Origin of the sequence: Actinokineospora sp., from assembly GCF_052390155.1 — a bacterium.
In the GTDB taxonomy this organism is placed as follows: Bacteria; Actinomycetota; Actinomycetes; order Mycobacteriales; family Pseudonocardiaceae; genus Actinokineospora.
In genome coordinates, this window is the sequence record NZ_JBQTHF010000096.1 from 1 (window position 1) to 23655 (window position 23655).

15 protein-coding genes and 1 pseudogene are annotated in these 23655 nt (G+C 71.4%); 10 read left to right on the forward strand and 6 right to left on the reverse strand.

Annotated features, from left to right (window positions below):
- Positions 1-127 (forward strand): annotated as a pseudogene (locus ACT4N7_RS26395) (4-hydroxy-3-methylbut-2-enyl diphosphate reductase); the annotation flags it as partial.
- Positions 128-176: 49 nt separating this feature from the next.
- Here the strand turns inward: ACT4N7_RS26395 and ACT4N7_RS26400 are convergent.
- The 3 genes from ACT4N7_RS26400 to ACT4N7_RS26410 all read right to left on the reverse strand — a co-directional run bounded on the left by ACT4N7_RS26400 (position 177) and on the right by ACT4N7_RS26410 (position 2862).
- On the reverse strand, positions 177-1091 hold the full coding sequence (locus ACT4N7_RS26400) for an NAD(P)/FAD-dependent oxidoreductase (protein ID WP_444831561.1): 915 nt from the start codon (positions 1089-1091) through the stop codon (positions 177-179).
- 75 nt (positions 1092-1166) lie between these two features.
- The gene (locus ACT4N7_RS26405) at positions 1167-1922 is read right to left on the reverse strand and encodes a hypothetical protein (RefSeq protein WP_444831562.1); all 756 of its coding nucleotides are present in this window, start codon (positions 1920-1922) and stop codon (positions 1167-1169) included.
- Position 1923: 1 nt separating this feature from the next.
- The gene (locus tag ACT4N7_RS26410; protein ID WP_444831563.1) at positions 1924-2862 is read right to left on the reverse strand and encodes an ABC transporter ATP-binding protein; all 939 of its coding nucleotides are present in this window, start codon (positions 2860-2862) and stop codon (positions 1924-1926) included.
- A 137-nt stretch (positions 2863-2999) separates the two neighbouring features.
- Here ACT4N7_RS26410 and ACT4N7_RS26415 point away from each other — a divergent pair, with 137 nt between their 5' ends.
- Together ACT4N7_RS26415 and ACT4N7_RS26420 are read left to right on the forward strand one after the other, a co-directional pair.
- Complete coding sequence (locus ACT4N7_RS26415; protein WP_444831564.1) at positions 3000-4292, forward strand: cytochrome P450; 1293 nt, start codon at positions 3000-3002, stop codon at positions 4290-4292.
- 20 nt (positions 4293-4312) lie between these two features.
- Entirely contained in the window at positions 4313-5326 is a 1014-nt protein-coding gene (locus ACT4N7_RS26420; protein ID WP_444831565.1) for an NAD-dependent epimerase/dehydratase family protein, read from the forward strand.
- Here ACT4N7_RS26420 and ACT4N7_RS26425 read toward each other — a convergent pair.
- On the reverse strand, positions 5287-9855 hold the full coding sequence (locus ACT4N7_RS26425) for an amino acid adenylation domain-containing protein (protein WP_444831566.1): 4569 nt from the start codon (positions 9853-9855) through the stop codon (positions 5287-5289). The genes ACT4N7_RS26420 and ACT4N7_RS26425 overlap by 40 nt on opposite strands.
- A complete protein-coding gene (locus ACT4N7_RS26430; RefSeq protein WP_444831567.1) occupies positions 9848-16513 on the reverse strand; it encodes an amino acid adenylation domain-containing protein in 6666 nt (2221 codons plus the stop codon). The genes ACT4N7_RS26425 and ACT4N7_RS26430 overlap by 8 nt, the downstream gene beginning before the upstream one ends.
- A gap of 118 nt (positions 16514-16631) precedes the next feature.
- On the opposite strand from ACT4N7_RS26430, the gene ACT4N7_RS26435 reads away from it, so the two are divergent.
- The 3 genes from ACT4N7_RS26435 to ACT4N7_RS26445 all read left to right on the forward strand — a co-directional run bounded on the left by ACT4N7_RS26435 (position 16632) and on the right by ACT4N7_RS26445 (position 18770).
- Positions 16632-17042, forward strand: a complete 411-nt coding sequence (locus ACT4N7_RS26435) for a MarR family winged helix-turn-helix transcriptional regulator (protein WP_444831568.1) — start codon at positions 16632-16634, stop codon at positions 17040-17042.
- 402 nt (positions 17043-17444) lie between these two features.
- Entirely contained in the window at positions 17445-18110 is a 666-nt protein-coding gene (locus tag ACT4N7_RS26440; RefSeq protein WP_444831569.1) for an ArsR/SmtB family transcription factor, read from the forward strand.
- Positions 18111-18140: 30 nt separating this feature from the next.
- Positions 18141-18770 carry a class I SAM-dependent methyltransferase gene (locus tag ACT4N7_RS26445; RefSeq protein ID WP_444831570.1) on the forward strand — a complete coding sequence of 210 codons (630 nt, stop codon included), beginning with the start codon at positions 18141-18143 and terminating at the stop codon, positions 18768-18770.
- A gap of 22 nt (positions 18771-18792) precedes the next feature.
- Here ACT4N7_RS26445 and ACT4N7_RS26450 read toward each other — a convergent pair whose 3' ends face one another.
- Positions 18793-19476: an ArsR/SmtB family transcription factor gene (locus tag ACT4N7_RS26450; protein ID WP_444831571.1), complete on the reverse strand. Its 684-nt coding sequence runs from the start codon at positions 19474-19476 to the stop codon at positions 18793-18795.
- 48 nt (positions 19477-19524) lie between these two features.
- Between ACT4N7_RS26450 and ACT4N7_RS26455 the strand changes: the two genes are divergently transcribed.
- From ACT4N7_RS26455 to ACT4N7_RS26470, 4 genes are all read left to right on the forward strand, one after another.
- Positions 19525-20883 carry an MBL fold metallo-hydrolase gene (locus ACT4N7_RS26455; RefSeq protein ID WP_444831572.1) on the forward strand — a complete coding sequence of 453 codons (1359 nt, stop codon included), beginning with the start codon at positions 19525-19527 and terminating at the stop codon, positions 20881-20883.
- Positions 20884-20927: 44 nt separating this feature from the next.
- A complete protein-coding gene (locus ACT4N7_RS26460; protein WP_444831575.1) occupies positions 20928-22193 on the forward strand; it encodes an MFS transporter in 1266 nt (421 codons plus the stop codon).
- Complete coding sequence (locus ACT4N7_RS26465; protein ID WP_444831573.1) at positions 22190-23347, forward strand: cysteine desulfurase family protein; 1158 nt, start codon at positions 22190-22192, stop codon at positions 23345-23347. Before ACT4N7_RS26460 ends, ACT4N7_RS26465 begins: the two co-directional genes overlap by 4 nt.
- A 94-nt stretch (positions 23348-23441) precedes the next feature.
- A partial coding sequence (locus tag ACT4N7_RS26470; RefSeq protein WP_444831574.1) for a DUF4396 domain-containing protein occupies positions 23442-23655 on the forward strand: 214 nt, incomplete at its 3' end.

Below are 23655 nucleotides of genomic sequence, written 5' to 3' on the forward strand. Positions count from 1 at the left end.
GATGGATCTGCTCGGGTGGTTGGCCGAGCGGGGGTACGTGGATGTGGACGAGGTCACCACGGCGAACGAGAAGATCACGTTCGCGCTGCCCCCGGAACTGCGCAGGGACCTCAAACCCACCCGCTGAACTACCGATGTGACCGAACGACGGCACGGTGGCCGCGTCGGCGCGGGACCTAGTCGAAGGACAGCGACGAGAAGTACAGGTCCCGATTGACCGCGACGGCGGCGATCAGGCCGTCTCCCATGGCGCGGGCCACGAAGGTGAGACCGGGCTCCTGGTCGCGACGCCGCGCCATGTCCCCGACCGCGTACACCCCGGGCACGGAGGTCTGCCCCAACTCGTCCACCACGACGGAGTCGTCTTCCAGGTGCTCACACCCGAGGCCGCGGGCGACCTCGGCGCGCTGTCGCGTCGGCGCGTGCACGAACACCGCGCGCCGGTCGAGCGACGTGCCGTCTGCGAACACGAGCCGGACCCCGCCCGGGGTGTCCTCGACCGCGGTCAGCGTGCCGGCGCGGGGTCGAATGCCCGCCGCGCAGAGCACGACCAGTTGGTCCTCGCCGATGGTGATTCCGTTGGCGCAGAAGACGACGTCGGAACTCCACTGGGTGAGGTGCGCCGCAACATAGGCGTCCACTATGGACAGTGCGAGTACGGCGAGCGGCTCGTCGCGCACCTCCCAGCCGTGGCAGTACGGACAGTGCAGCACGGTGCCGCCCCACCGTTCGGCGAGCCCGGGAACGGGGGGAAGGTCGTCGATTACCCCGGTGGCGAGCACCACCCGGCGTGCCAGGACGGACTCCCCATCGGACAGCGCGACCGCGAAGTCGTCCCGCGCACCGGACACCGACGACACCTCGCCGTCGACGACCGACACGGTCGGGTACCGGTCGAGTTCCTTGCGCGCGCACCGGGCGAGTTCCGCGGGCGACACGCCGTCGTGGCCGATGACGCCGTGCACTCCGGCGGCGGGAGCGTTGCGCTGGTCACCGCCCGAGACGAGGACCACGTCGCGCCGAGCCCGGCCGAGGACCTGGGCCACGCTCAGCCCGGCGGCCCCACCGCCGACGACAATCACGTCTCGCACCACAGCACCTCCGCCAAGACTCCACTATTCCCTAGATAAAGACACTATCGGCGGACCTGGATGCCGTCCAGGTGGTCAGGAGACGTCGCGGCGCACCGAGAGCAGCGTTCCCGCGATCGCGAACACGACCCCGTAGGCCAGCAGCACGAGGCCGCCCTGCCACGGTTCCAGCAGCCGCTGGTTGGCCTGCACCACCTGGGTCAACGCCTCCTCGGCCGCTCCGGGCAGGAACCGCGTCCACTCCCCCAGTGCGGAGATCCTGGTGACGATGGGCTCCACGACGAACAGGTAGATGAGCAGCCCCACGACGGTGGCGACCTGTTCGCGCAGCAGGGCGCCCAGGCCGACGCCGATGATGCCGAAGATCGCGGCCCCGGCGACCACGCCGACCAGGATGTCGGCCTTGCCGTCCAGTGTCACGTCGATCCCCTTGGCACTGAGCCAAGGCACGGCGATGGCCAGCATGACACCGATGCTGAACAGCGAGTAGAGCACGCCCGCCGCCGCGTAGGTGATCAGCTTCGCCACCACGAGCCTGCCCCGCCGCGGCGTGGCCAGGAAGGACGCGGTCACGGTCCGGTGCCGGAACTCCGCGGTGAGGCCGATGGCGCCCAGGACCGCGACCAACGTGGCCGCGCCCTGCGCGGTGCCGAACACCAGCCCTTGGCCCTGCGCGGTGGACAGTGGCGGCGACGGGTTGTCCGGGTCGTCGCCGAAGGCGATGGCGAGGCTCGCGTACAACGCCGTGAGGGCACCCGCTCCGAGCAGCAGCCACAGCCACAGCCTGCTGGCGAACAGCTTCTGGAACTCGGCCACGACCAAGCGCCGCATGTCAGCTCACTTCCGATGTCGAGGCGGCCGGAGTTGGCGCCGAGTCGCCGGTCAGGGCGAAGAAGACCTGTTCGAGGTCCGATCCCTCCGCGTGCAGGCCGTGTAGTTCGATCCCGGCGCGGAAGGCCAGGCCGCCCACCCGTTCGGCGGACGCTCCCGACACGCGCACGGTCCGCGGGTCGACCCGCTCGCCCGCGAGGCCGTCCCGGGACAACGCGTCGAGCAGGTCCGCCGCCTGGGGGGTGCGCACGGACACCACCTGGTGCCCGGAGTCCGCCAGGTCGTCCAACGCGCACTGGCGCACGAGTCGGCCGCTGTTGATGATCACCACCTGGTCGACCAACTGCCGCACCTCGGAGAGGACGTGGCTGGAGACCAGGACAGTGCTGCCTTCGTCGGCGAGCCCGCGCAACAGGCGCCGCATCCAGGCGATGCCCTCGGGGTCGAGTCCGTTCGCGGGTTCGTCGAGCACGAGCACCCTCGGCCTGCCGAGCAGCGCGGTCGCCAGCGCGAGCCGCTGCCGCATGCCCAGCGAGTAGCCGCGCACCGCGCGCCGAGCCGCTGCGGTGAGGCCGACCGTCTCCAGCACCTCGTCCGCCCTGGTCCGCGGATACCCGTTGACGGTGCAGTAGATCCGCAGGTGATCACGGCCGCTGCGAGCCGGGTGGAATCCGGACGCCTCCAGCGCGGCACCGACCTCGTCGTTGGGCCGGGCGATGTCGGCGTAGGGCAGGCCGCCGATGGTCGCGCGGCCGGAGTCTGGCCGGATCAGCCCAAGCAGGATGCGCAGTGTGGTGGTCTTCCCGGCGCCGTTCGGGCCGAGGAAACCGGCGATCGAGCCCGGCTCGACGGTGAAGCTCATGTCGTCGACGGCCTTGACCGCGCCGAAGGACTTCGTCAAGCCCGCCACCTGGATCAGGCCGGGAACGCCAGTGGGCACCATGGATGCGTACACTACAACATAGTGTAGTACCTATTCAATTCGGTGGGCGGTTGACTCTGCCGCTTGGCCGCGGATAACCTGCGGTTCGGCCAGTCTTCCAAAGATCTGTGAAACTTAAGTGGAGTGGGTGCGCCATGTCGATGCTGGAGGAGAAGCTCTACCCCGGGACGAAACAGGAGGATCTGCCGTGGTCTCCGGCCGACGGTCCGACGATCATCGACCTGTTCGCCGACCACAAACACATGGTGGACCCGTACCCGCACTACCAGCGGCTGCTCGCCGAGGCGCCGGTCCACCACGCCGGTGACGCCATCGTGCTCACCCGCTACGTGGACGTGGCGGCGGCGCTGCGGCACCCGCTGGTCAGCGTCGACGACCGCAAGGGCAAGTCCCAGCAAGAGATGGTCGACAGCGGCTCGCTGCCTGCCGAGTTGGTGTCCAGCATGGAGCAGCGGTCCTTCCTGCACCGCGACCCGCCCGACCACACCCGGCTGCGCGGCCTGGTCGCCGACGCGCTGAACACCCGGCGGATGGAGGGCTTCCGCGCAAAGGTGCAGGGCATGGTCGACGGCTTCATCGACGCCGCCGCGGCCAACGGCGGCATCGAGCTCATCAACGACCTGGCGTTCCCGCTGCCGATCACGATCATCTGCGAGATCCTCGGCGTACCCGCCGACGACCACCTCGGCGAGGTGAAGCCCTGGACCAGGTCGCAGTTGTGCTGCGACTTCGAGGCGCCGACCACGGCCGGGGCCTGCGCGGAATACAGCATGCACACCCAGGACGAGTTCACCAGCTACTTCGCCGAGCGCATCAGCGAGAAGCAGTTGAACCCCGGCAACGACCTGATCTCCGCCCTGCTGCGAGCCCACCGCGCAGGCGAGACCACGCTCTCCGAGATCAACGACACGTGCAGGCTGCTGGTGGTCGCCGGGCACGAGACGACGGTCAGCCTGATCGCCAACGGCATGCTCGCGCTGATCCGCAATCCCGAGCAGATGGCGCTGCTGCGCGGCAACCCCGACCTCGCCGCGTCGGCGGTCGAGGAGGTGCTGCGCTACGACTCGCCCATCCAGTTCACGCGGCGCTATGCCCTGGAGGACATCGAGATCAACGGCATCAAGATCCACAGCGGCCAAATGATCCTGCTGTGGCTGGCCACCGCCAACCGTGACGGAGACCGGTTCCCCGACCCGGACCGCTTCGACATCACCCGCGAGAACAACCACCACCTGGAGTTCGGCGCCGGCATCCACTTCTGCCTCGGCGCCTCGCTGGCGCGAATGCAGGGCGAGGTCGCGCTCACCACCCTGGCACGCCGTCTGGTCGACCCCTCGCTGGAGGCGGACCCGCCCAAGTACATGCCCGACGCCGTGCACGCCATCGACACGCTTCCCATCACGTTCCGTGCAGTCACGCCGCACTAGCGGCCACCGTTGGGGAACTCATGACGCAACATCGGCAGGCTCCCCGATCCGCTTCGCCCGTGGTCGTCACGGGCGGAGCGGGGTTCCTCGGCTCCCATCTGTGCGAACGCCTTGTTCGACAGGGGCACACGGTGATCTGTGTCGACGACCTGTCCACCGGCAGCCTGGAGAATCTCGGCTCGTTCCACGACGACCCGCGCTTCCACTTCGTCGAGGCCGAGGTGACCCGCACGTCGCTGCGCAGTGAACTCGCCCGGTTCGCGCCGCGGTACGTCGTGCACCTCGCCTCGCCCGCCTCGCCGGAGGACTACCTGCGCATGCCGCTGCGCACGTTGCGCTGCGGCTCGCTGGGCACCGAGCACGCGCTGGACCTCGCCGTGGCCGCCCGTGCCCGATTCCTGCTGGCCTCGACCTCGGAGGTCTACGGCGACCCGCTGATCCACCCGCAGGTCGAGTCGTACTGGGGCAACGTCAATCCGACCGGACCGCGGTCGGTCTACGACGAGGCCAAGCGGTATGCCGAAGCGCTGACGATGGCCTACCACCGCGAGACCGGTCTGAGCACCGGGATCGCCCGGTTCTTCAACACCTACGGGCCGCGGATGCGTACCGACGACGGCAGGCTCGTCCCCCAGTTGATCAGCGAGGCGCTGCGCGGCGACGCACTGAGCATCCACGGGGACGGCACGCAGACCCGATCACTGTGCTATGTGGACGATCTGATCGATGGGCTGCTTCGCCTGCTGCACAGCGATGTCCACGAACCGATCAACATCGGCAATCCAGAGGAGTACTCGGTCCTGGAGATCGCGGGGATCGTCGCCGACGTCACCGGGATGAGCACCGGCCTGCGGTTCACCTCACCGCGCTCGGACGACCCGACCCGGCGCAGGCCGGACATCAGCAGGGCACGCGAGGCCATCGGCTGGTCGCCCAAGATCAGTGTCCGCGACGGGATCGCCATGACCGCGGACTGGTTCCGCGCCGCACGGCGCTATCCCGCACTCGGCACGGAGGCACTGCCCGCCGGGTGATCCCCGGATGGGATCACCCGGTCGCCGACTCGCGCGAGCGTCGACAGCCGGGCGCTCGAATCGACCGCCACCAGCCGCAGGGTCTCGTGCAGGTGGTCGAAGACCGCCGCGATCTCGGCCCGGTCGAAGCGCATCGAGTTGTACATGAACTCGCCCGCCATGCCACCGTCCACAGGAGACCGGTGCAGGTAGACGAACAGGTCGGCGGGCGGCATGTCCACCGCGCCCTCGCGCCGCGGCCACCACGGACGTGCGGCCACGCCGCCCGGCAGGTCGACCGCTCCGGTGTCCTCGTCGACCCATTCCAGCGCGATCCCCTGCGTGCCCATGCCGTTGACCGTGGCGAACTCCTGGATCTCCGCCATCGCCTGCAGGGGCAGCGCCTGGTGCTCCCAGCCCGCCCGCAGACCCGCGCGCACCCGCTCGACCAACTCGGCGAAGCTGGGATCCCCGGACATGTCGGTGGGGAACATCATGCCGTGCACGAAACAGCCGACCACGTCCTGGATCTCCGGGCGAATCCGCCCGCCCGCCGGCGCCGACACCGTGATCTTGTCCCCGCCCACGCGCGACCACACGACGGCCTGCACCGCGGCCATGAGCGTCGCGAACAGCGAGGTGTGCGCGGCCCGCGCGAGGGCGGCGAGGCCGTCGGCGATCACGCGTTCGACGCGGACGTTCAACACCGCTCCGCGCATCCGGTCCAGCGGGACGGGCGGTCGCGTGCTGGGCAACTGCATCGGCGGGGCGCCCGCCATCCGGTCGCGCCAGAAGGCGATCGTCCGCGCCAGCCGCTCCCCCGCCAGGTGCTCCCGTTGCCACAGCGCGAAATCGGCGTAGGTGACGGGCAGTTCGGGCAGGTTCGGCGCGGCGCCGACAGCGCGGGCCCGGTACAGCTCGAAGAGGTCTCGGGTGAGGATGCCGAGTGACCAGCCGTCGCAGACCAGGTGGTCGACGGCCAGCAACAGAATGTGCCGCGCGGGTGCGGTGCGGACGAGGGCGAACCGGAACAGCGGACCGCCGCGGGCGGGCGCGAAGCTCAGCGCGACCTCCTCGGCGAGCACCCGCCCGGCCGCGCGATAGGCGTCCTCAATGGACAGTCCGATGACGTCGTGCCGGGCCAGGGCCACGGGCACGGTCGGCAGAACTTCCTGGCCGAGCCGCCCCTCGGCGTCGGTCCGAAACACGGTACGCAGTGCGGGATGGCGCCGCACCAGGTCCCGCACGGCGTCGGTGAGCGCGGGCGCGTCCAGGTCGCCGACGAACTCCACGGCGGTCCGCGGCACGTAGGCGGTGTTGCCCGGCGTGAGCAGATTGAGAATCTGGACCATCTCCTGGGGGTAGGTCAGCGGGACCAGGCCGGCGTGGTCGCGGCTCGCGATCTCGGGGAAACCCGACGGCTCGGCGCGGCTGTCGCGCTGTTGGCTGATCCACTCCGCCAGCTCGCCGATCGTCGGCCGGTCGAAGATGGCGCCGACCGGGACGTCGATGTCGTTTCGGTGCAACTGGGCCGAGACCCGCATGCTGCGCAGCGAGTCCCCGCCCAGTTCGAAGAAGTTGTCGCGGGTGCCCACGGCGTCCACGCCGAGCACGTCGCACCAGATCGAGGCCAGCAGTCGCTCGACCGGCGTCCGCGCCGGTGTGTACTGAGTGGACAGTTCCGGCCGCGTCGCCGCGGACCGCGCCAGGGCCGCCCGGTCGAGTTTGCCGTTGGCCGTGCGCGGCAGTTCCGACACGACCAGCACCCGCGCCGGAACCAGGTAGGCGGGCAGCCGCGCGGACACGAACGTCCGCAACTCGGCCGCGGCCGGCGGGCGCGCACCGCCCACGACATAGGCGACCAGGCTCCTGCGACCCCGGTCGCCGTGCACGCCAACGGCGACGTCGGCCACGTCCGGGTGCGCGGCCAGCGTCTTCTCGACCTCGCCGGGTTCGACCCGAAATCCGTTGATCTTGACCTGGTCGTCGACCCGGCCCAGGAACCGGATGACCCCGTCCTGGCCGTGCCTGCCGAGGTCGCCGGTGCGGTACAGCCGTTCGCCGGTGACCGGGTGCAGCGGAAACGACGCGCGGGTCCGCTCGGGGTCGCGCCAATAGCCGCGGGCCACGCCGCTGCCACCGATGTAGAGCTCGCCCGGCACACCGGCGGGCACCGGCCGCATCCCCGAATCCAGGACGTGGAAGCGCTGGTTCGCCAGCGGCGTGCCGTACGGGATGGAGTCCGCCGCGGGATCGACGGCGCCCACGGGATGGCAGATGGACCAGATGGAGCCCTCGGTGGCGCCGCCGAGACTCACCACCGCGGCGTCCGGGACCAGTGCGCGGAAGCGGTCCGGCAGCGACACCGGTATCCAGTCGCCGCTGAGCAGTGCGAGGCGCAGGGTGGCCAGCTTGCCGGGCTCGTCGGCCGTGCGGTCGACAAGCCGGTCGAGCAGGGCGGGCACCGAGTCCCAGACGGTGACGCGTTCGCTGGCGATCCACTGCGCCCAGCGGGCCGGGTCCGGCCGGGTGGCCGGTTCGGGCAGCACGACGGTGCCGCCCGCGGCGAGGATGCCGAACACGTCCCACACTGACAGGTCGAAACTGAGCGGCGACAGCGCCAGGACCCGGTCCCCCGGGCCGACGCCGAACCGCTCGTTGACGTCCAGGATCGTGTTCACCGCGGTGCGGTGTTCCACCGCGACGCCCTTGGGCTCCCCGGTGGAACCGGACGTGTAGACGACGTAGGCGAGGTCGGCGGTGGCGGTGGGATCGGCGGGCGGCGGCGACGTCGCGGGCGGGTCCTCGGCACCCACCGGCACCGGACGCACACCCGCGGGCCACACCAGCTCCCGAACCGCGTCGGCCTGGGTCACCGCGAGCGTGCAGTCCCCGAGACTGAGCAGCCGGTGGACACGCTCGACCGGCCACGCGGCATCGATCGGCAGATAGGCCGCGCCCACGCGCAGGACGGCAAGCACCGCGACGACCTGTTCCCACCCGCGCGCCATCACGACCGCGACGAGCCGGTCCGGCCCGGCGCCCGCCTCGACCAGCCGCCTGGCCAGGGCAGCCGACCGGTCGGCGAGTTCGCCATAGGACAGGCGCCGTCCCGGCGACACCACCGCTTCGGCGTCGGGCAGGCGCGCGCACTGCCGCAGTACCAACGTGTCGAGCCGGACATCGGGGAGCGCGCGGCCGGTGTCGTTCCACGCCGCCAACTCCGCGAGTTCGGCGTCGTCGAGCATCGGCAGCCGATCGAGGTCGAGATCCGGCGAGTCGATCATGGCGGCCAGCACCCGGCGGAAGTGCCCGGCCAACCGACGCATCCAGGGGCGATCGAAGCGGGAGGTGTCGTAGGTCAGCCGGATGCGGATCGCGTCCTGCGCGGTGACGATCACGGTGACCGGAAAGTTCGTGTGACCGGTACCGCGCAGGGTGCGCATCGCGACGCCCGCGGTCGTGCCGGTTCCGGTGGCGTCTGCGAGGTGGTTCTCGAACGCCAGCACCGTCTCGAACAGGGGGGTACCCCGCGGAACCTGGCTCATCGCATGGACTTCCGGCAGCGGTGTGTGCTCGTGGTCGCGCGCGTCGGCCTGGTCGCGCTGGATCGCCCGCAGCCAGGGCACCACCCGCCCGGCGCCGACCAGCACGCGCAGCGGCGTGGTGGCGACGAAGGGGCCGACCATCGACTCGACGCCAGCGAGGTCGGCGGGGCGGCCGGAGCTGGTGACGCCGAAGACCACGTCCGACTGCCCGCAGTACCTGCTCAGCAGCACGGCCCAGGCGCCCTGGATCAGGGTGTTGACGGTGAGCCGGTGTCGACGTCCGAACTCGGCTGTCGCTGCGCTCCGCTCCCCGGTCAGCTCGTACACGACGGTGTCCAGTCCGCCGTCCGGGGTCGGCGCCATCCCGTCGGGAAGTCGCAACGGGGTGTGGAATCCACCCATCCGCTCCTTCCAGTAGCGCTGGCCGCCGCTCGGCGGGCGCTCGTCCAGCCAGGCCACGAATTCGCGGAACGGTCTGCGCGCCGGGCCCGCGGTCGTACCGCCGAGCCGGAGTCGCCGATGGGTGTCGAGCAGTTCGCGGCGCAACTCGCCGACGCTCCACCCGTCGAGGACGGCGTGGTGGCACGACCACATCAGCCACAGCCGGTCGTGGTCCACACGGATCGCGGTGAGCCGGACCAGCGGCGGACGGTCGAGATCGAAACCGGTGTCCCGGTCCTCGGCGAGCAGGGCGTCCAGCATGCCGTCGCGGACCTCGTCCGGCCGCGTCCGCCAGTCGAGCACCGCCATCGGCGCCCGCACGACTTGGCGCACCACCTGCAGCGGCCGGTCGACCTCGCGCCAGAGGAAACCCGTGCGCAGCACCGGATTGCGGTCCACGACGAGCTGCCACGCCTCGGCCAGGCAGGCGAGATCCAGCTCGCCCGCGAGTTCCCACACAACCTGTTCGACGTACACACCGGGCCTGACGGCGCTCACCGAGTGGAACAGCATGCCCTGCTGGGGCGCGGTCAGGGGGTAGATGTCCTCGATGTCAGCCATGTGGTGGTTCCTCAGTTCGGCCGAGTGCGCTCAGCACGTGGTCGAGTTCGGTGCCGGTGAGCCGGGCGAGCGGGAAGTCCGCGGGCGTGTACCCGCTGTCCGCCGCGCGGGTCCGCACGCTCTGCCGGTCGTGTTCGGGCGCCGCGCCCGCGGTCTCGGCGACCGCGGCCAGTTCGGCGACGGTGGGTCGGTCGATGACCTGTCGCGGGGTGATCCGCAGGCCCCGACGCCGCGCGAGCGTCACGATCCGCAGCACACCGAGGGAATCCCCGCCGAGTTCGAAGTAGTCGTCCCGCACACCGACCTCGGCGAGGCCGAGCACCGCACACCAGACCTCGGCGATGGTCTGCTCGGCGACCGACCGCGGGACCGCGAAGTCCGTCGCGATGGCCGGGCGACCAGGCCCGGGATCGGGTAGCGCGGCACGGTCGAGCTTGCCGTTCGGCGTGCGCGGCAGGGACTCCAGCACGACGAAGCGGCCGGGGATGGCGTGCGCGGGCAGGACGCCGGACAGGAATCGTCGCAGCGACTCCGGGCCCGGCGCCGCGGCGACGGGCACCACGTAGCCGACGAGGATCGCGGGATCGGCACCGCGGACCGCCGCGGCGGCCGACCGGACCCCCGGGTGCCGCAGCAGCGCGGCCTCGACCTCGCCCGGTTCGACCCGGACGCCGCGGATCTTCACCTGGGCATCGGCGCGGCCGACGAACTCCAGCGTGCCGGTTGCGGTCAGCCTGGCCAGGTCTCCCGTCCGGTAGAGCCGCTCGCCGGTCCCCGGGTGCCGCACGAACCGCAGGCTGGTCCCGTCCGGGTCGCGCCAGTAGCCCCGCGCCAGGCCGGCGCCCGCGATGCAGACCTCGCCGGTCGCTCCACTCGGGACGGACCGCAGGCGCCGGTCGAGCAGGAACACGGTGGTGTTGGCGACCGGACGCCCGATCGGGATCGTCCCCGTGCCGGACTCGACCCGGTGGACGGTCGACCAGATGGTGGTTTCCGTCGGCCCGTAGAGGTTCCACACCGCCGCGGTCCGCGCGAGCAGGTCCGCCGCCAACTCCTCGGGCAGTGGTTCGCCCCCGGACAGGCACACCAGCCGCGCCGCGCCGGTCCAGCCGCAGTCGAGAAGCATCCGCCACGACGTCGGGGTGGCCTGCATCAGCGTGATGTCGTGTGTCCCCACCAGCTTGGCGAGCGCGAAGCCGTCGGCCGCCTCGGCATCGTCGGCGACGACGAGCCGGGCGCCCGCGGTCAGTGGCAGGAACAACTCCAGCACGGCGATGTCGAACGACACCGTGGTGACCGACAACAGGCGGTCCTCGGCGCTGATTCCGGGCTCGCTCGCCATCGCGGTCAGCAGGTTCGTCAGGGAGCGGTGGCTGACCTGTACGCCTTTGGGGACACCGGTCGAGCCGGAGGTGTAGATGACGTACGCGGTGTCGTCGGGGCTTCGCGGTGGCGCGGCCGGTGCCGCCGGTTCCGCGGTGTCGTCGGTGGTGTCGTCGGTGGTGTCGAGGACCGCCAGACCGGGGATCGCGCGAACCGGGTCGGGGACGGTGCCGTCGCCGATGAGCAGCGCCGCACCGGAATGCGCCAGCATGTACCGGAGCCGCTCGACCGGGTAGCGGGGGTCGAGGGGCACGTAGCCCGCGCCGGACTTCAGCACCGCGAGCAGCATGGTGACCAGGCCGATCCCGCGCGGTGCGAGCACCCCGACGAGCGAGCCGGGGCCTGCGCCGAGCCGTCGCAGCCTGCGCGCGAGCCGCTCGGCCGCCTGGTCGAGTCCCCGGTAGGTGATCGCGCGGGCACCGCAGACGACCGCGACGCGATCGGGACCGCGCCGTGCCTGTGCGGCCACGAGATCGTCCACCGGGTGATCGGGAACCGGCGCGGACGGACCACTGAGGACAGCGGGTCCATCCTGTGGAGCGTGCGTGGGCAGGTCGCCGACCGTCGTGGCCGTGCCGTGCGCGATCGCGCCGAGTACCGCGGCGAAGTGGCGGGCGAACACGCGGGCCCGGGACACCGCCAGCCGCGCGGAGTCGTACTGGATGGTCAGACCCGGAGTCCTGCCCGGTGCCACGAGTACCGCGACCGGCCACTCGGTGCGCCCGCGCAGCGAGCGCCTCCGCAGGGCGAACCCGGTGCCGGTCGTGGCGGCCTGCTCGATCTCGGAGATGACCACGGAGTCGAACATCGGCTCCCCCGCGGCAGGCGGGCCACACTGGGCGATCGTCCGCAGGCTGGTGTGCTCGTGGGGTCGGCTGTCCACCCGCCAACTCTGCACGGCGGCCAGCCACGAGGTGAGCCGGTCGCCGTGCGGGACGGTTACCGGCATCGGGATCGTGGCGACGTGGCAGCCGAGTCCGGTGTCGGGCAGGTCGTCGGGTCTGCCGCTCACCGCGACCCCGAAGACCACCTCGTCCTGCCCGGTGTGGTGGGCCAGCACCGCGGCCCACGCGCCGTGCGCGAGTGTGGTGAAGGTCAGCCGGTGGCGTCTGCCGAACTCGGCCAACGCCGCCGCTGTCGCCGCGGGCAGCGGGACCGGGACCTCGTCCAGGTCGGGCGCGGTGCGATTGGACGGACCGACCAGCGACGTCGGCGACCCCAGGGCCGACAGCGAGGTGCGCCAGAACACCTCGTCCCCGGCCCGGCAGGCGCGGTCGGTCAGCCATCGCACATAGCTCCGAAACGGCGCGGCCACGGCGGTCGCGGGAACTCGCCCGGCGGCTCGGGCCGTGTAGGTCTGGGCGATCTCGGCTTCGAGCAGGGCCACCGACCAGCCGTCGAGGACGAGGTGGTGGAAGGTGAACACGAGTTCCCAGCAGTGCTCCAGCCGGAACAGCGTCATCCGGGCCAGCGGGGCCCGGTCGAGGTCGACTTCGCGCGTGCGCTCCTCGGCGGACTGCCGCTCGATGACGACGTGCTGGTCGCCGGATGTCCGGCCGCGCAGATCCACCATTCGCACCGGCATCGACGCGGTCTCGGCCGCCGCCAGTTCGGGCTCGCCCGACCGCGACCAGCGCACCGCGCACCGCAGGATCTCGTGCCGCCGGACGACGTCGTCGACCGCGTCGCGGAACGTCGACTCGTCCAGCGTCCCGTCGATGGCGTAGCGGGCCTGCACCACGTAGAGACCCCGACCGGGGTCGGCCAGGTACCGCAGCAGCATCCCCTGCTGGACCGGTGTCAGCGGAATCGGCCCGGTGACTGTCCCTTGTGGACGCGCAAGCGGCACCCGGGTGAGGACCGCCGCCTGCTCGGCGATCGTCGGCGCCCGGAAGAACTGGTCGGCGGAGAGGGCATACCCGTTCCTGGTCAACTCGGCGATGATCCGCAGACCGCGGATCGAGTCGCCGCCCAGGTCGAGGAAGTTCTCGTGCACGCCGACCCGCTCGACCCCGAGCCCGGCGGCCCACAGCTCGGCCAGCAGCCGCTGCGCCGGGCCCGCCGGCGGGACGTACCCGTCGGCCGACGCTCGCGGCACGGCATCGGGCAGCGCGCCGCGGTCGAGTTTCCCGTTGGCGGTCAACGGCATCCGGGGCACCGCCACGATGACCGCGGGCACCATGTAGTGCGGCAGGTGCCGGCGCAGGTGCGTCCGCCAGCGGCCGATTCGGACCTGGTCCTCGTCGTCGGCGACCGGTCGGTTGGCCAGCGCGGCCCAGTCCGCGCGCGCTCGCGGTGCGGTCCCGCCGTCGCCGCCGTTCTTGCGGTAGGTGACGTCGAGGTGGCCAGGGCGGTCGCCGGAACAGCTCACCCGCACCGCGTACCCGAACGCCGCACCCAGCTCGCGCAGATCGCGCGGACTCGGGGAATCCGGGGCCGGGGCCTGCTCGGCGCGAGCGGCGGCTTCGGCGACCGTAGCGGCTCGGTCACCGGTGTCCCGCAGTGCGGATAGCCGGACCGCCCGCCGCACGCGCTCATCCGGTATCCCGAGCACGGCCAGGGATTCCGGTTCGGCCGCCAACCGCGCGCGCAGCCCGTCGCGGCCGAGGTCCGACCACGGGAGCCGCGGCGCGGGCACGGCGCAGGCGGTGTCGAACCGCAAGATCACGTCGAACCGGAACAGGGTGAGATCGTTGCGGTCGGGCGCCTCCTTGACGTGCGTCTCGACGCCGGTCAGCCGCGGCAGCTCGGCACCGAGCGCGCCGAAGAACCGGGGGTCCAGCACGAGTTCGTCCTCGCGCGCCGACCTCGCCTCGACCCGGGCCAGCACCTCGCCCACGGTGCCACCCGGTTCCGCGCGCTCCCACTCGATCGAGGCGTGCAGGGCGTCGAGCAGTGCCAGGTTGCGCACGTCGCCGACGACGATCCGGCCCCCTGGCGCGAGCACCCGCGAACACTCCCGCAGCACGCGCACCAGATACCCGGCGCTGGGAAAGTACTGCACCACCGAGTTCAGCAGGACCGTGTCCACCGAGCCACTGTCCATAATGGACAGATCGGCGGCGTGGGCGACGGCCAGCCGCACCCGCGCGTCCGCGCCGACCGCCGGATCGGCGCGCAGCCGCGAGATCGCCGCCGCCGACGAGTCGACGCCGTGGTAGGCCTCGCAGCTTGGCGCGACCCGGGTGAGCAGGATGCCACTGCCGCAGCCGACCTCCAGGACTCGCCGCGGCAGGCAGGCCAGCACGAGCGCCGCGGTGCGGTCGGCCCAGTCGGACATCTCCGCCCGCGGGATGGGCAGGCCGGTGCGCGGATCGGTCCACCCGACGAAGTCCTCGCGGGGTTCGGCGTGCTCGGTGGCGCCCGCGTAGAGCGAGTCGAAGACCCCGGCCCAGTCCGCGACCCGCCGCCGCTCGGCCGAACCGTCGTCCGGCCCGGCGACCGGCTCGACGTAGGCTGCCAGCGTCACCGGCTCGCCGACGCCGCGGCGCGCCAGGACAGCGACGTCGCGGACCTCGTCGTGGCCGCGCAGCACCGCCTCGATCTCCCCCAGCTCCACCCGATAACCACGCACCTTGACCTGCTGGTCACGCCTGCCGCGAAACTCGATCACGCCGTCCGCCCGGTGCGCGCCGTAGTCACCGGTCCGGTACCGGCGTTCCCCCGACTCGGGGTCGACTACGAAGCTCGCGGCGGTCCGGTCCGGGTCGTCCCAGTACCCGCGCGCGAGACCCGCGCCCGCGATGTGGAGCTGCCCGACGACGCCGACAGGCACCGGCTGCTGGTGCTGGTCGAGGACGTGGAACCGCTGATTGGCCAGCGGTCGCCCGTACGGAATGGACTCCCAGGCCGGGTCGACCCGATCGATGGGGTAGGCGATGGACCAGATCGCCCCCTCGGTCGCGCCGCCGAGGCTGACGATCTCCGCATCCGGTGCGAGAGCACGGAACCGGTCGGGCAGGCCGACTGAAATCCAGTCCCCGCTGAGCAGGGCCAGCCGCACGGACCCTAGCTCGGCCGCGGCGGACACCAGCAGATCGAGCAGTGCGGGCACGGAGTTCCACACCGTCACACCGGCCTCGCGCACCCAGCGGGCCCAGCACGCGGGATCGCGCGCGGCCTCTGGTTCGGGGATGACCACCGCGCCGCCCGCTGCCAGCATGCCGAACACGTCGAAGACCGAGAGGTCGAAGCTCAACGCGGAGACCGCGAGCACCCGATCGCCTGCCGCCACGCCGAACCGGCGCGCGATGTCGAGGATCGTGTTCACCGCGGCGCGGTGCTCGACGACCACGCCCTTCGGCTCCCCGGTCGAGCCGGAGGTGAAGATCACGTAGGCGACATCGGCCGCGGACTGTCCGCGGGTCGGCGGCGCCGCGACATCCCGGACGGCCGCGCGCGTCACCTCGATCACGTCGTCTGCGCCGATGCCGACCAGTCGCGGGCGAACCTCGGGCTGGGTGAGGACGACGGCGCAGCGGCACCGGGCGACGAGGCCGCGCAGTCGGGCGATCGGCCAGTCCGGTTCCATGGGCAGGTATGCCGCGCCCGCGCGTAGGACGGCCAGCACCGCGACGACCTGCTGCCAGCCCCGCTCCAGCACGACGGCGACCTGGCTGCCGCGGCCGACACCCCGCTGCCGCAGGTCCGCGGCCAGCGCCCGGGACCGTAGTTCCACCTCCGCGTAGGTGAACGCGCCCTGCGCGCAGATCACCGCATGCCGGTCCGGCGCGGTGCGAACCCGGCGGAGGAACAACTCCTCAAGGCGGCTGTCGGAGGGCAGGTCCGCTGCGGTGTCGTTCCACTCGGCGCGTTCGGCAAGCTCGTCGGCGGGCAGCGTGGGAATCTCGCGTACCGGCCGGTCCGGCTGGTCGAGCATCCCGGTCAGCAGGGCCAGGTAGTGCTCCCGGGTGGGTGCGGCTCCCCCGGCGGTGAACGTGCCGCTGATGCCCTGATCGTCGGTCGTGAACCGGATTTCGAGGCCCGCGCCGCGCACCGCGAGCCGCGGCGGATCCGGTGTCGGCCACAGGGCGTGCCGGACGTCGTCGACGAGTCGGTGGAAATCCTGGTCGGCGGCGATCTCGACGCGAATCCGGTCCGGGCCGCCGCCCGTCTCCAGGTCGATCTCGTCCGCACCCGCGCACCGCGCGACCAGCAGCACGAAGGGCGCCAGCAGCACCGCGCCCACGGCCTGCCCGTGTTGCGCGGCAAGGGAACGGGCCCGATCCAGCGGAAGCGGTCCGAGCGGCGCCGTGGTCGACATCGGGTCCGCCATCACCCCTTCCCCGGGCTACCATTCCGGCGGAGGCTACAACACAGTGAAGAACCTATACAATGAAGTCGACTCACGGCTTTCGTCCGATCCCGGTCGAGTCCTCGATCGACTCTTCGAGGTGACGGTCGCACTCGGCGACCACATGGCCACCTCTCTCGGCAGACGCGGCCTCACGCGCGCCCGCGCGACCATCGTCTGGCGCCTGTTCCACGACGGGGCGATGACCCAGCGGCGACTCAGCCAGGCACTGAAGGTGACCCCGCGCAACGTCACCGGCCTGCTCGACGGACTCGAAGAGGGCGGTTTCGTGGCGCGCAATCCGCATCCCACGGACCGGCGCGCGACGCTGGTGACCATCACCGCCAAGGGCCGGGCCGCCGCGCGGGCGATGCACGAGGACCACGAACGCTTCGCCGCGTCGCTGTTCGCCGAACTCGCCCCCGACGCGTTGACCGCCCTGCACCGCACGCTGACCGACGTGCTGCGACACCTGGACCAGCAGACCGACGCCGACGGTGGGACCTCGTAGCGTCGTGGCCGCGTTGACGCCCCTGGCGGGCGGCGAAGTCGTTCGCACGACACGATGATCCATATATCTATGGAGATTTGCAACGAGTTGCGTCGGTCTGCCGTGAACGCGCCACCGGCGACGGCGGGACCCGGAGCGGCATCCGCCCGAACGCGCGACGCGGGACTCCACCAGCGGTGTGCGTTGATCGATCTGCGACCTGACGCGCGCGTCGCTCTCAGTCATTCGCCCGGTCGAGAATGCGGTCGATACCGCAATGCGCGGCCAATGCGACCACGTCGCGAAGCCGGGCGAACACGGTGTGCGCACAGCACTCCTGAAGCGAGCCGTATTCGAGCCACTTTTGAGCGAAACAGCAGGTCGGACGGAGCCATCTGGATAACTCCATGCGAAAATGGAACAGTGAACAGTCAGATGCGCCCCAAGGATGTGTTGTTCGAACAGTTCGCCAGGGTGGGCAAGGCGTTGGCCAGCCCGAAGCGACTCGAACTCGTCGACGTCCTCGCGCAGGGTGAACGATCCGTCGAGTCACTGGCCCAGGCGACGTCGCTGAAACTGACGACGGCGTCAGCACACCTGCAGACCCTTCGCCAGGGTGGCCTCGTCGTCAGCCGCAAGGACGGGACGAGAATCTTCTACCGCCTCGCCGGCGAGGACGTAGCTCGACTGTTCGCTGGACTTCGGGCGGTTGCCGGGACCCACTTGGCTGAGGCCGAGCGGGCCGCCGAGCAGTTCCTCGGTATCGACGAGGTCGAACCGATCTCGCGGGACGATCTGCTCGACCGGGTCCGCAACGGGCGGGCGGTCATCCTCGACGTGCGGCCCGAATCGGAGTACGCGGCGGCCCACATCGCGGGCGCCATCTCGATCCCGTTGGACCAACTGGAGAACCGCCTGTCCGACCTGCCCGACCTGGAGATCGTGGCGTACTGCCGTGGGGAGTACTGCGTGCTGTCCTACGACGCGGTCCGCCTGCTCCGCTCGCGCGGCCGGATGGCGCGGCGGATGGCGGGGGGCATGCTCGAATGGACGCTCGAACACCGGCAGATCGCCATCGGCGCGGCCTGACCGTGCGCCCAGGCACAGGACAGCCCGACGATGACCGGTGAGGACCGCGCCGCCAGGTGGCGGCGCCACTGGGACAGTCAAGCCGCCTCCTACGACCGGCGGATGGATCGGGCGGACCGCCTGCTGTTCGGTGACAGCAGGCGGTGGACCTGCGCACAGGCCACCGGGGACACCCTGGAAGTCGCGATCGGCACCGGGCTCAATCTCGACCGCTATCCCGCAAACGTCACCCTCACCGGGATCGACTGGAGTCCCGCCATGCTCGACCTCGCGCGCACCCGGGCGGATCGACTCGGCCGAGCCGTCGACCTGCGCCAAGCCGACGCCCGGTCCATGCCGTTTCCCGACGCCGCCTTCGACACCGTGGTCTGCACGTTCTCGCTGTGCGCCATCCCCGACCACGCGCTGGCGATCGCGGAGATGCGGCGAGTCCTGCGGCCGGGTGGCCTGCTGCTGCTCGCCGACCACGTCGCCAGCACGGTCCTGGCGATCCGCCTGGCGCAGCGGTTGGTCGAGACCTTCACGGTTCCGCTGGGTGGCGAGCACCTCCTGCGCCGACCACTCGACGACGTCAAAGACGCCGGTTTCACCATCGTGCGGACCGAGAGGTTCAAGGCGGGGCTCGTCGAGCGCGTCGCCGCCCGCGCACCGGCAGGCTGACGACTCGGATCGGGCGTTCGCCTCAGGCCGCGGGGGTCTCCTTCGGCGTGCGCACGACGGGAAAGCGGGCAAGTCGCCATTCGGGCAGGCCACCGCGCAGCGGCCGGGCGGGAAGGCCGTGACCGGTGAGCAGGCGCACGGCCTGCGGCGCATAGACGCAGTACGGACCGCGGCAGTAGGCGACTATCTCGGTGTCGGCGGGGAGTTCGCCCAGTCGCGAGATCAACTCCGGCAGCGGGAGTGACCGCGCGGTCGGAATATGGCCCGCCGCGTACTCGATCTCGGGCCGGACGTCGATGACCACCGCCTGGCCGGTGTCCAGGCGATGCCGGAGTTCCCCGGCGTCGATGGGTTCCAGCGCCTCGATGTCGCCGAGGTAGGCCCGCGCGGCACGGTCGACGTCGGCTGTGTGCTGACCCGCGACGGTGGTCAGCGCGGTCAGCAGTGCTGACACGTCCTGGCCCGCGACCCGGTAGTAGATCCGGTTTCCGGCTCGTCGTGCGGCGACCATGCCGACCTGGCGCAACGCCTTGAGCTGCGCCGAGGTGTTGCCGACCGTCCCGCCCGACGCCGCGGCCAGTTCCTCGACACTGCGTTCGGCCTGCGCCAGCAGATCCAGCAGCATCAGCCGCAGCGGATTGCCCAGCACCTTGCCGACCTGGGCGAACTGCTCGTACAACGCGAACTTGGCATTATCTGTCCCCATAGGTCTATTCTAGCGTTCAAAAGCTCCCTTGAATAGATCGGCAGTGTCATGAACGTCGTACCGGTGATCCACGAGGGATTGGGGAACAGCAGCTACCTGCTGGATCTGGGCGACGGACGGGCAGCGGTGATCGACCCGCAGCGTGATCCGCGGCCCTACCTGCGGCAGGCGCGCGGGCTCGGGCTGACCATCGCGTTCGCGCTGGAAACCCACGTCCACGCCGACTTCGTCAGCGGGTCCCGCGAGCTGGCCGCGCGCGGTGCCCGCATCGTGGCCGCCGCCGCGGCGGGGCTGGCGTTCGAGCACATCGGACTCAGTGACGGGCAGCGGCTCGATCTCGGCGACCTTGCGCTGGAAGCGGTGGCCACGCCCGGGCACACCCCCGCCCACCTGGCCTGGCTGCTGCGCGACGGCGACACCCCGGCCGGGTTGTTCACCGGGGGTGCGCTGGTCGTCGGCGGCGTGGCGCGGACCGACCTGGCAGGCGTCGAGCGCACCGACGCCCTCGCGCGGGCGGCCTACCGTTCACTGCGCGATCGACTGCTCACGTTGCCCGACGAGTTGGCGGTGTGGCCGACGCACGGCCCCGGGTCGTTCTGCTCCGCGGCGACCGTCGGCGAGCGCACGAGCACTCTGGGGCGGGAGAAGCAGTCGAATCCGCTGCTGGCGGGCGACCCCGACGAGGACGAGTTCGTCGCACGGCTGCTGGGCGGACTGGGCAGCTATCCCAGCTACTTCACCCGCATGCCCGAGTACAACAGCGCGGGACCGCGGGTCTACCACCCGGGGTGGCCCGACCTTCGGGCACTGGCCGTGCCCGAGACGCTGCGGGCGCTGCGCGACGGCGCGCAGATGATCGACGTGCGGCCGATCGAGCGCTTCGCCGAGCGCCATGCCCCCGGCGCGATCTCCCACGAGCTGCGCCCCCAGTTCGGCAGTTGGCTCGGTTGGGTGGCCGATCCCGCGCGGCCCCTGGTGTTCGTCATCGATGCCGATCAGGACTGCGCCGAGTTGGTGACCCAGTGCCTGACGGTCGGCTTCGAAGACCTCGCCGGAGTCCTGTCCGGCGGAATGGGCGCCTGGCAGGCGGCCGGACTGCCCGTCGCCGCGATCCCGCTGATCGGCGCGCACGAACTCGGCGACGAGCAGGTCCTCGACATCCGCCAGGACGCCGAGTGGCGGCTGGGGCACATTCCGCACGCCTCCCACGTCGAGTTGGGAGACCTGGCGCGCGCCGGAGTGCCGACCGGGCCGATCACCGTGATGTGCGCGCACGGCCAGCGCTCGATGACGGCGGCCAGCCTGCTGTCCGCGCGGCGCGGGTCCACCGCCGGACTCACCGTGCTGCGCGACTCGGCCGAGCACTGGAGCGCGCACACCGGACACCGGCTCCAGGAGGGACTGTGAACTCCGCCCGCGACCTTCCGCCATCGAGGCGGGACGCCGCAGACCTGACGCCGATCCCGACGCGCCTCGGGCTGCGCGCCAACCTCGCCCAGTTCAGCCTGCTGGTCGCCGTCAACGCGCTCGTGGGCGGCGTGCTCGGCCAGGAGCGCACCGTGCTGCCCCTGTTGGCCGAGCGCGAGTTCCACCTCGCCGCGTACACCGCCGCCCTGACCTACATCCTCGCCTTCGGGCTCACCAAGGCCGCCACCAACTACTTCGCGGGCACCCTGGCCGACCGGCACGGCCGCAAACCCGTTCTGGTCGTGGGCTGGCTGGTGGCGATCCCGGTGCCACTGCTGCTGATCTGGGCGCCGCACTGGGGCTGGGTGGTCGCGGCCAACGTCCTGCTCGGCGTCAACCAGGGCCTCACCTGGTCCACCACGGTCATCATGAAGATCGACCTCGCCGGTCCCGCCCGCCGTGGCCTCGCGATGGGCCTCAACGAGGCGGCGGGCTACTTCGCCGTCGCGGTCACCGCCCTGGCCACGGGCTACCTCGCCGCCCGCTACGGGCTGCGGCCCGCACCGTTCCTGCTCGGCCTGGCCTACGCCGCACTCGGCCTCGGCCTGTCCGTGTTGTTCGTCCGCGAAACTCGGGAGCACGCCCGGCTGGAGGCGGCCACCCACACCGCCCGCACCGACGGACGCCACGACCACCTCCACGCCGACCTCACCGACGCGCAGGTCTTCACCCACACCAGCCTGCGCGATCCCGCACTGTCCTCGGCAAGCCAGGCGGGCATGGTCAACAACCTCAACGACGGCCTGGCCTGGGGCCTGTTCCCGATCCTGTTCGCCACCACCGGCATGTCCGTGGCCCGCATCGGGGTGCTCGCCGCCCTCTACCCCGCCGTCTGGGGCCTCGGGCAACTCGTCACCGGCCCCCTGTCCGACCGCCTGGGACGCAAGCACCTCATCACCGCGGGCATGCTCACCCAGGCCGCCGCGCTCGCCCTGTTCGCCATCGCCGACACGTTCGCAGGCTGGGCGATCGCCGCCGCGCTGCTCGGCGCGGGCACGGCCATGGTCTACCCGACGCTGCTCGCCGCCATCGGCGACGTCGCCCATCCCGCCTGGCGGGCTCGCGCCGTCGGCGTCTACCGACTCTGGCGCGACGGCGGGTTCGCCGTCGGCGCCCTGCTCGCGGGCTTCCTCGCCGACCTCGCGGGCCTGCGCGCCGCCATCATGGTCATCGCCGCCATCACGGCGGCCTCCGGCCTGGTCGTCGCGATCCGGATGTATGAGACGCACCCTCCACAAAGGACACCATGACCATTCCCCCAGGACTGCGCGACGGCCCGATCTACCTCGACCACAACGCCACCACGCCCGTCGACCCGCGAGTGACCGAGGCCTGCCTGCCCTACCTCACCCACCACTTCGGCAACCCGTCGAGCAACCACACCTACGGCCGCACCGCCGACACTGCCGTCACGGCCGCGCGCGCGGCCGTCGCCGACCTTCTCGGCTGCACGCCCGAGGAGATCGTGTTCACCGGGGGCGGCTCCGACGGCAACACCCTCGCCATCCGCGGCGCCGCACTCGCCCACCGCCACCGCGGCGACCACATCGTCACCCAGACCACCGAGCACCCCGCGGTCCTGGCCGCGTGCGACAGCCTGCGCAGACTGCACGGCTTCCGCATCACCCGCCTCCCGGTCGACCAACGCGGCCTGGTCGACCCAGTCGACCTGCGAACCGCACTGAGCGCCGACACGGTGCTCGTGTCGGTCATGCACGCCAACAACGAGACCGGCACCTGTCAGCCCATCGCCGAACTCGCCGCGACCGCCCACGCGCACGGCGCCCTGTTCCACACCGACGCCGCCCAGTCGGTCGGCAAGATCGCCGTCGCCGTCGCCGACCTCGGCGTCGACCTGCTCACCCTGACCGGACACAAGATGTACGCCCCCAAAGGCGTCGGCGCGCTCTACGTCCGAAAAGGACTCTCGATCGAACCGACCGTCCACGGCGGTGGACAGGAACACGGTCTACGCGGCGGCACCGAGAACGTCGCGCTCATCGTCGCCCTCGGCGCTGCCGCCCGAATCACCGACCACCCCGACCTCCGTCCGTTGCGCAACCTCCTGCACGACACCCTGCGCCGCCACCTCCCGGGCCGAACACACCTCAACGGCCACCCCACGCTCCGCCTGCCCAACACCCTCAACATCAGCATCGAAGGCACGCCCGCGGACAGGCTCCTCGCAGCCCTCCCAGCCATCGCCGCATCCACCGGATCGGCCTGCCACGAAGGCGACACCCGCCCCTCCCCGGTACTCACCGCCATGGGCGTCACACCCGAACGCGCCCGCGCCGCACTACGGCTCACCCTCGGCCACTGGACCACGGCCGACGAGGTCACCCGAGCCGCGAACCTGATCGCCGACGCCGCGACAGTGAACTATACCCCGGCAGGGTATTAGCGAACCTTCGAACCTCTGCTGGAAAACCCTTGCCGCCCATGCAGGCTGGTGTTAGTTTCGATATAGATACCCCCTGCCCGTATGGAGAGACGCGATGTCCACCGAAGGCCACAGCGAATCGGGATCGTCCGAGCACGTCCACACCGGACACGGCGAGGTCACCTGGTCGATGGCGGCGTCTGCCACCCTGCACTGCCTGACCGGCTGCGCGATCGGCGAGGTGCTGGGCATGGTCATCGGCACGTCGCTGGGCTGGGGCAACCTCGCCACGATCGCGCTGGCGGTCGGGCTCGCGTTCCTCTTCGGCT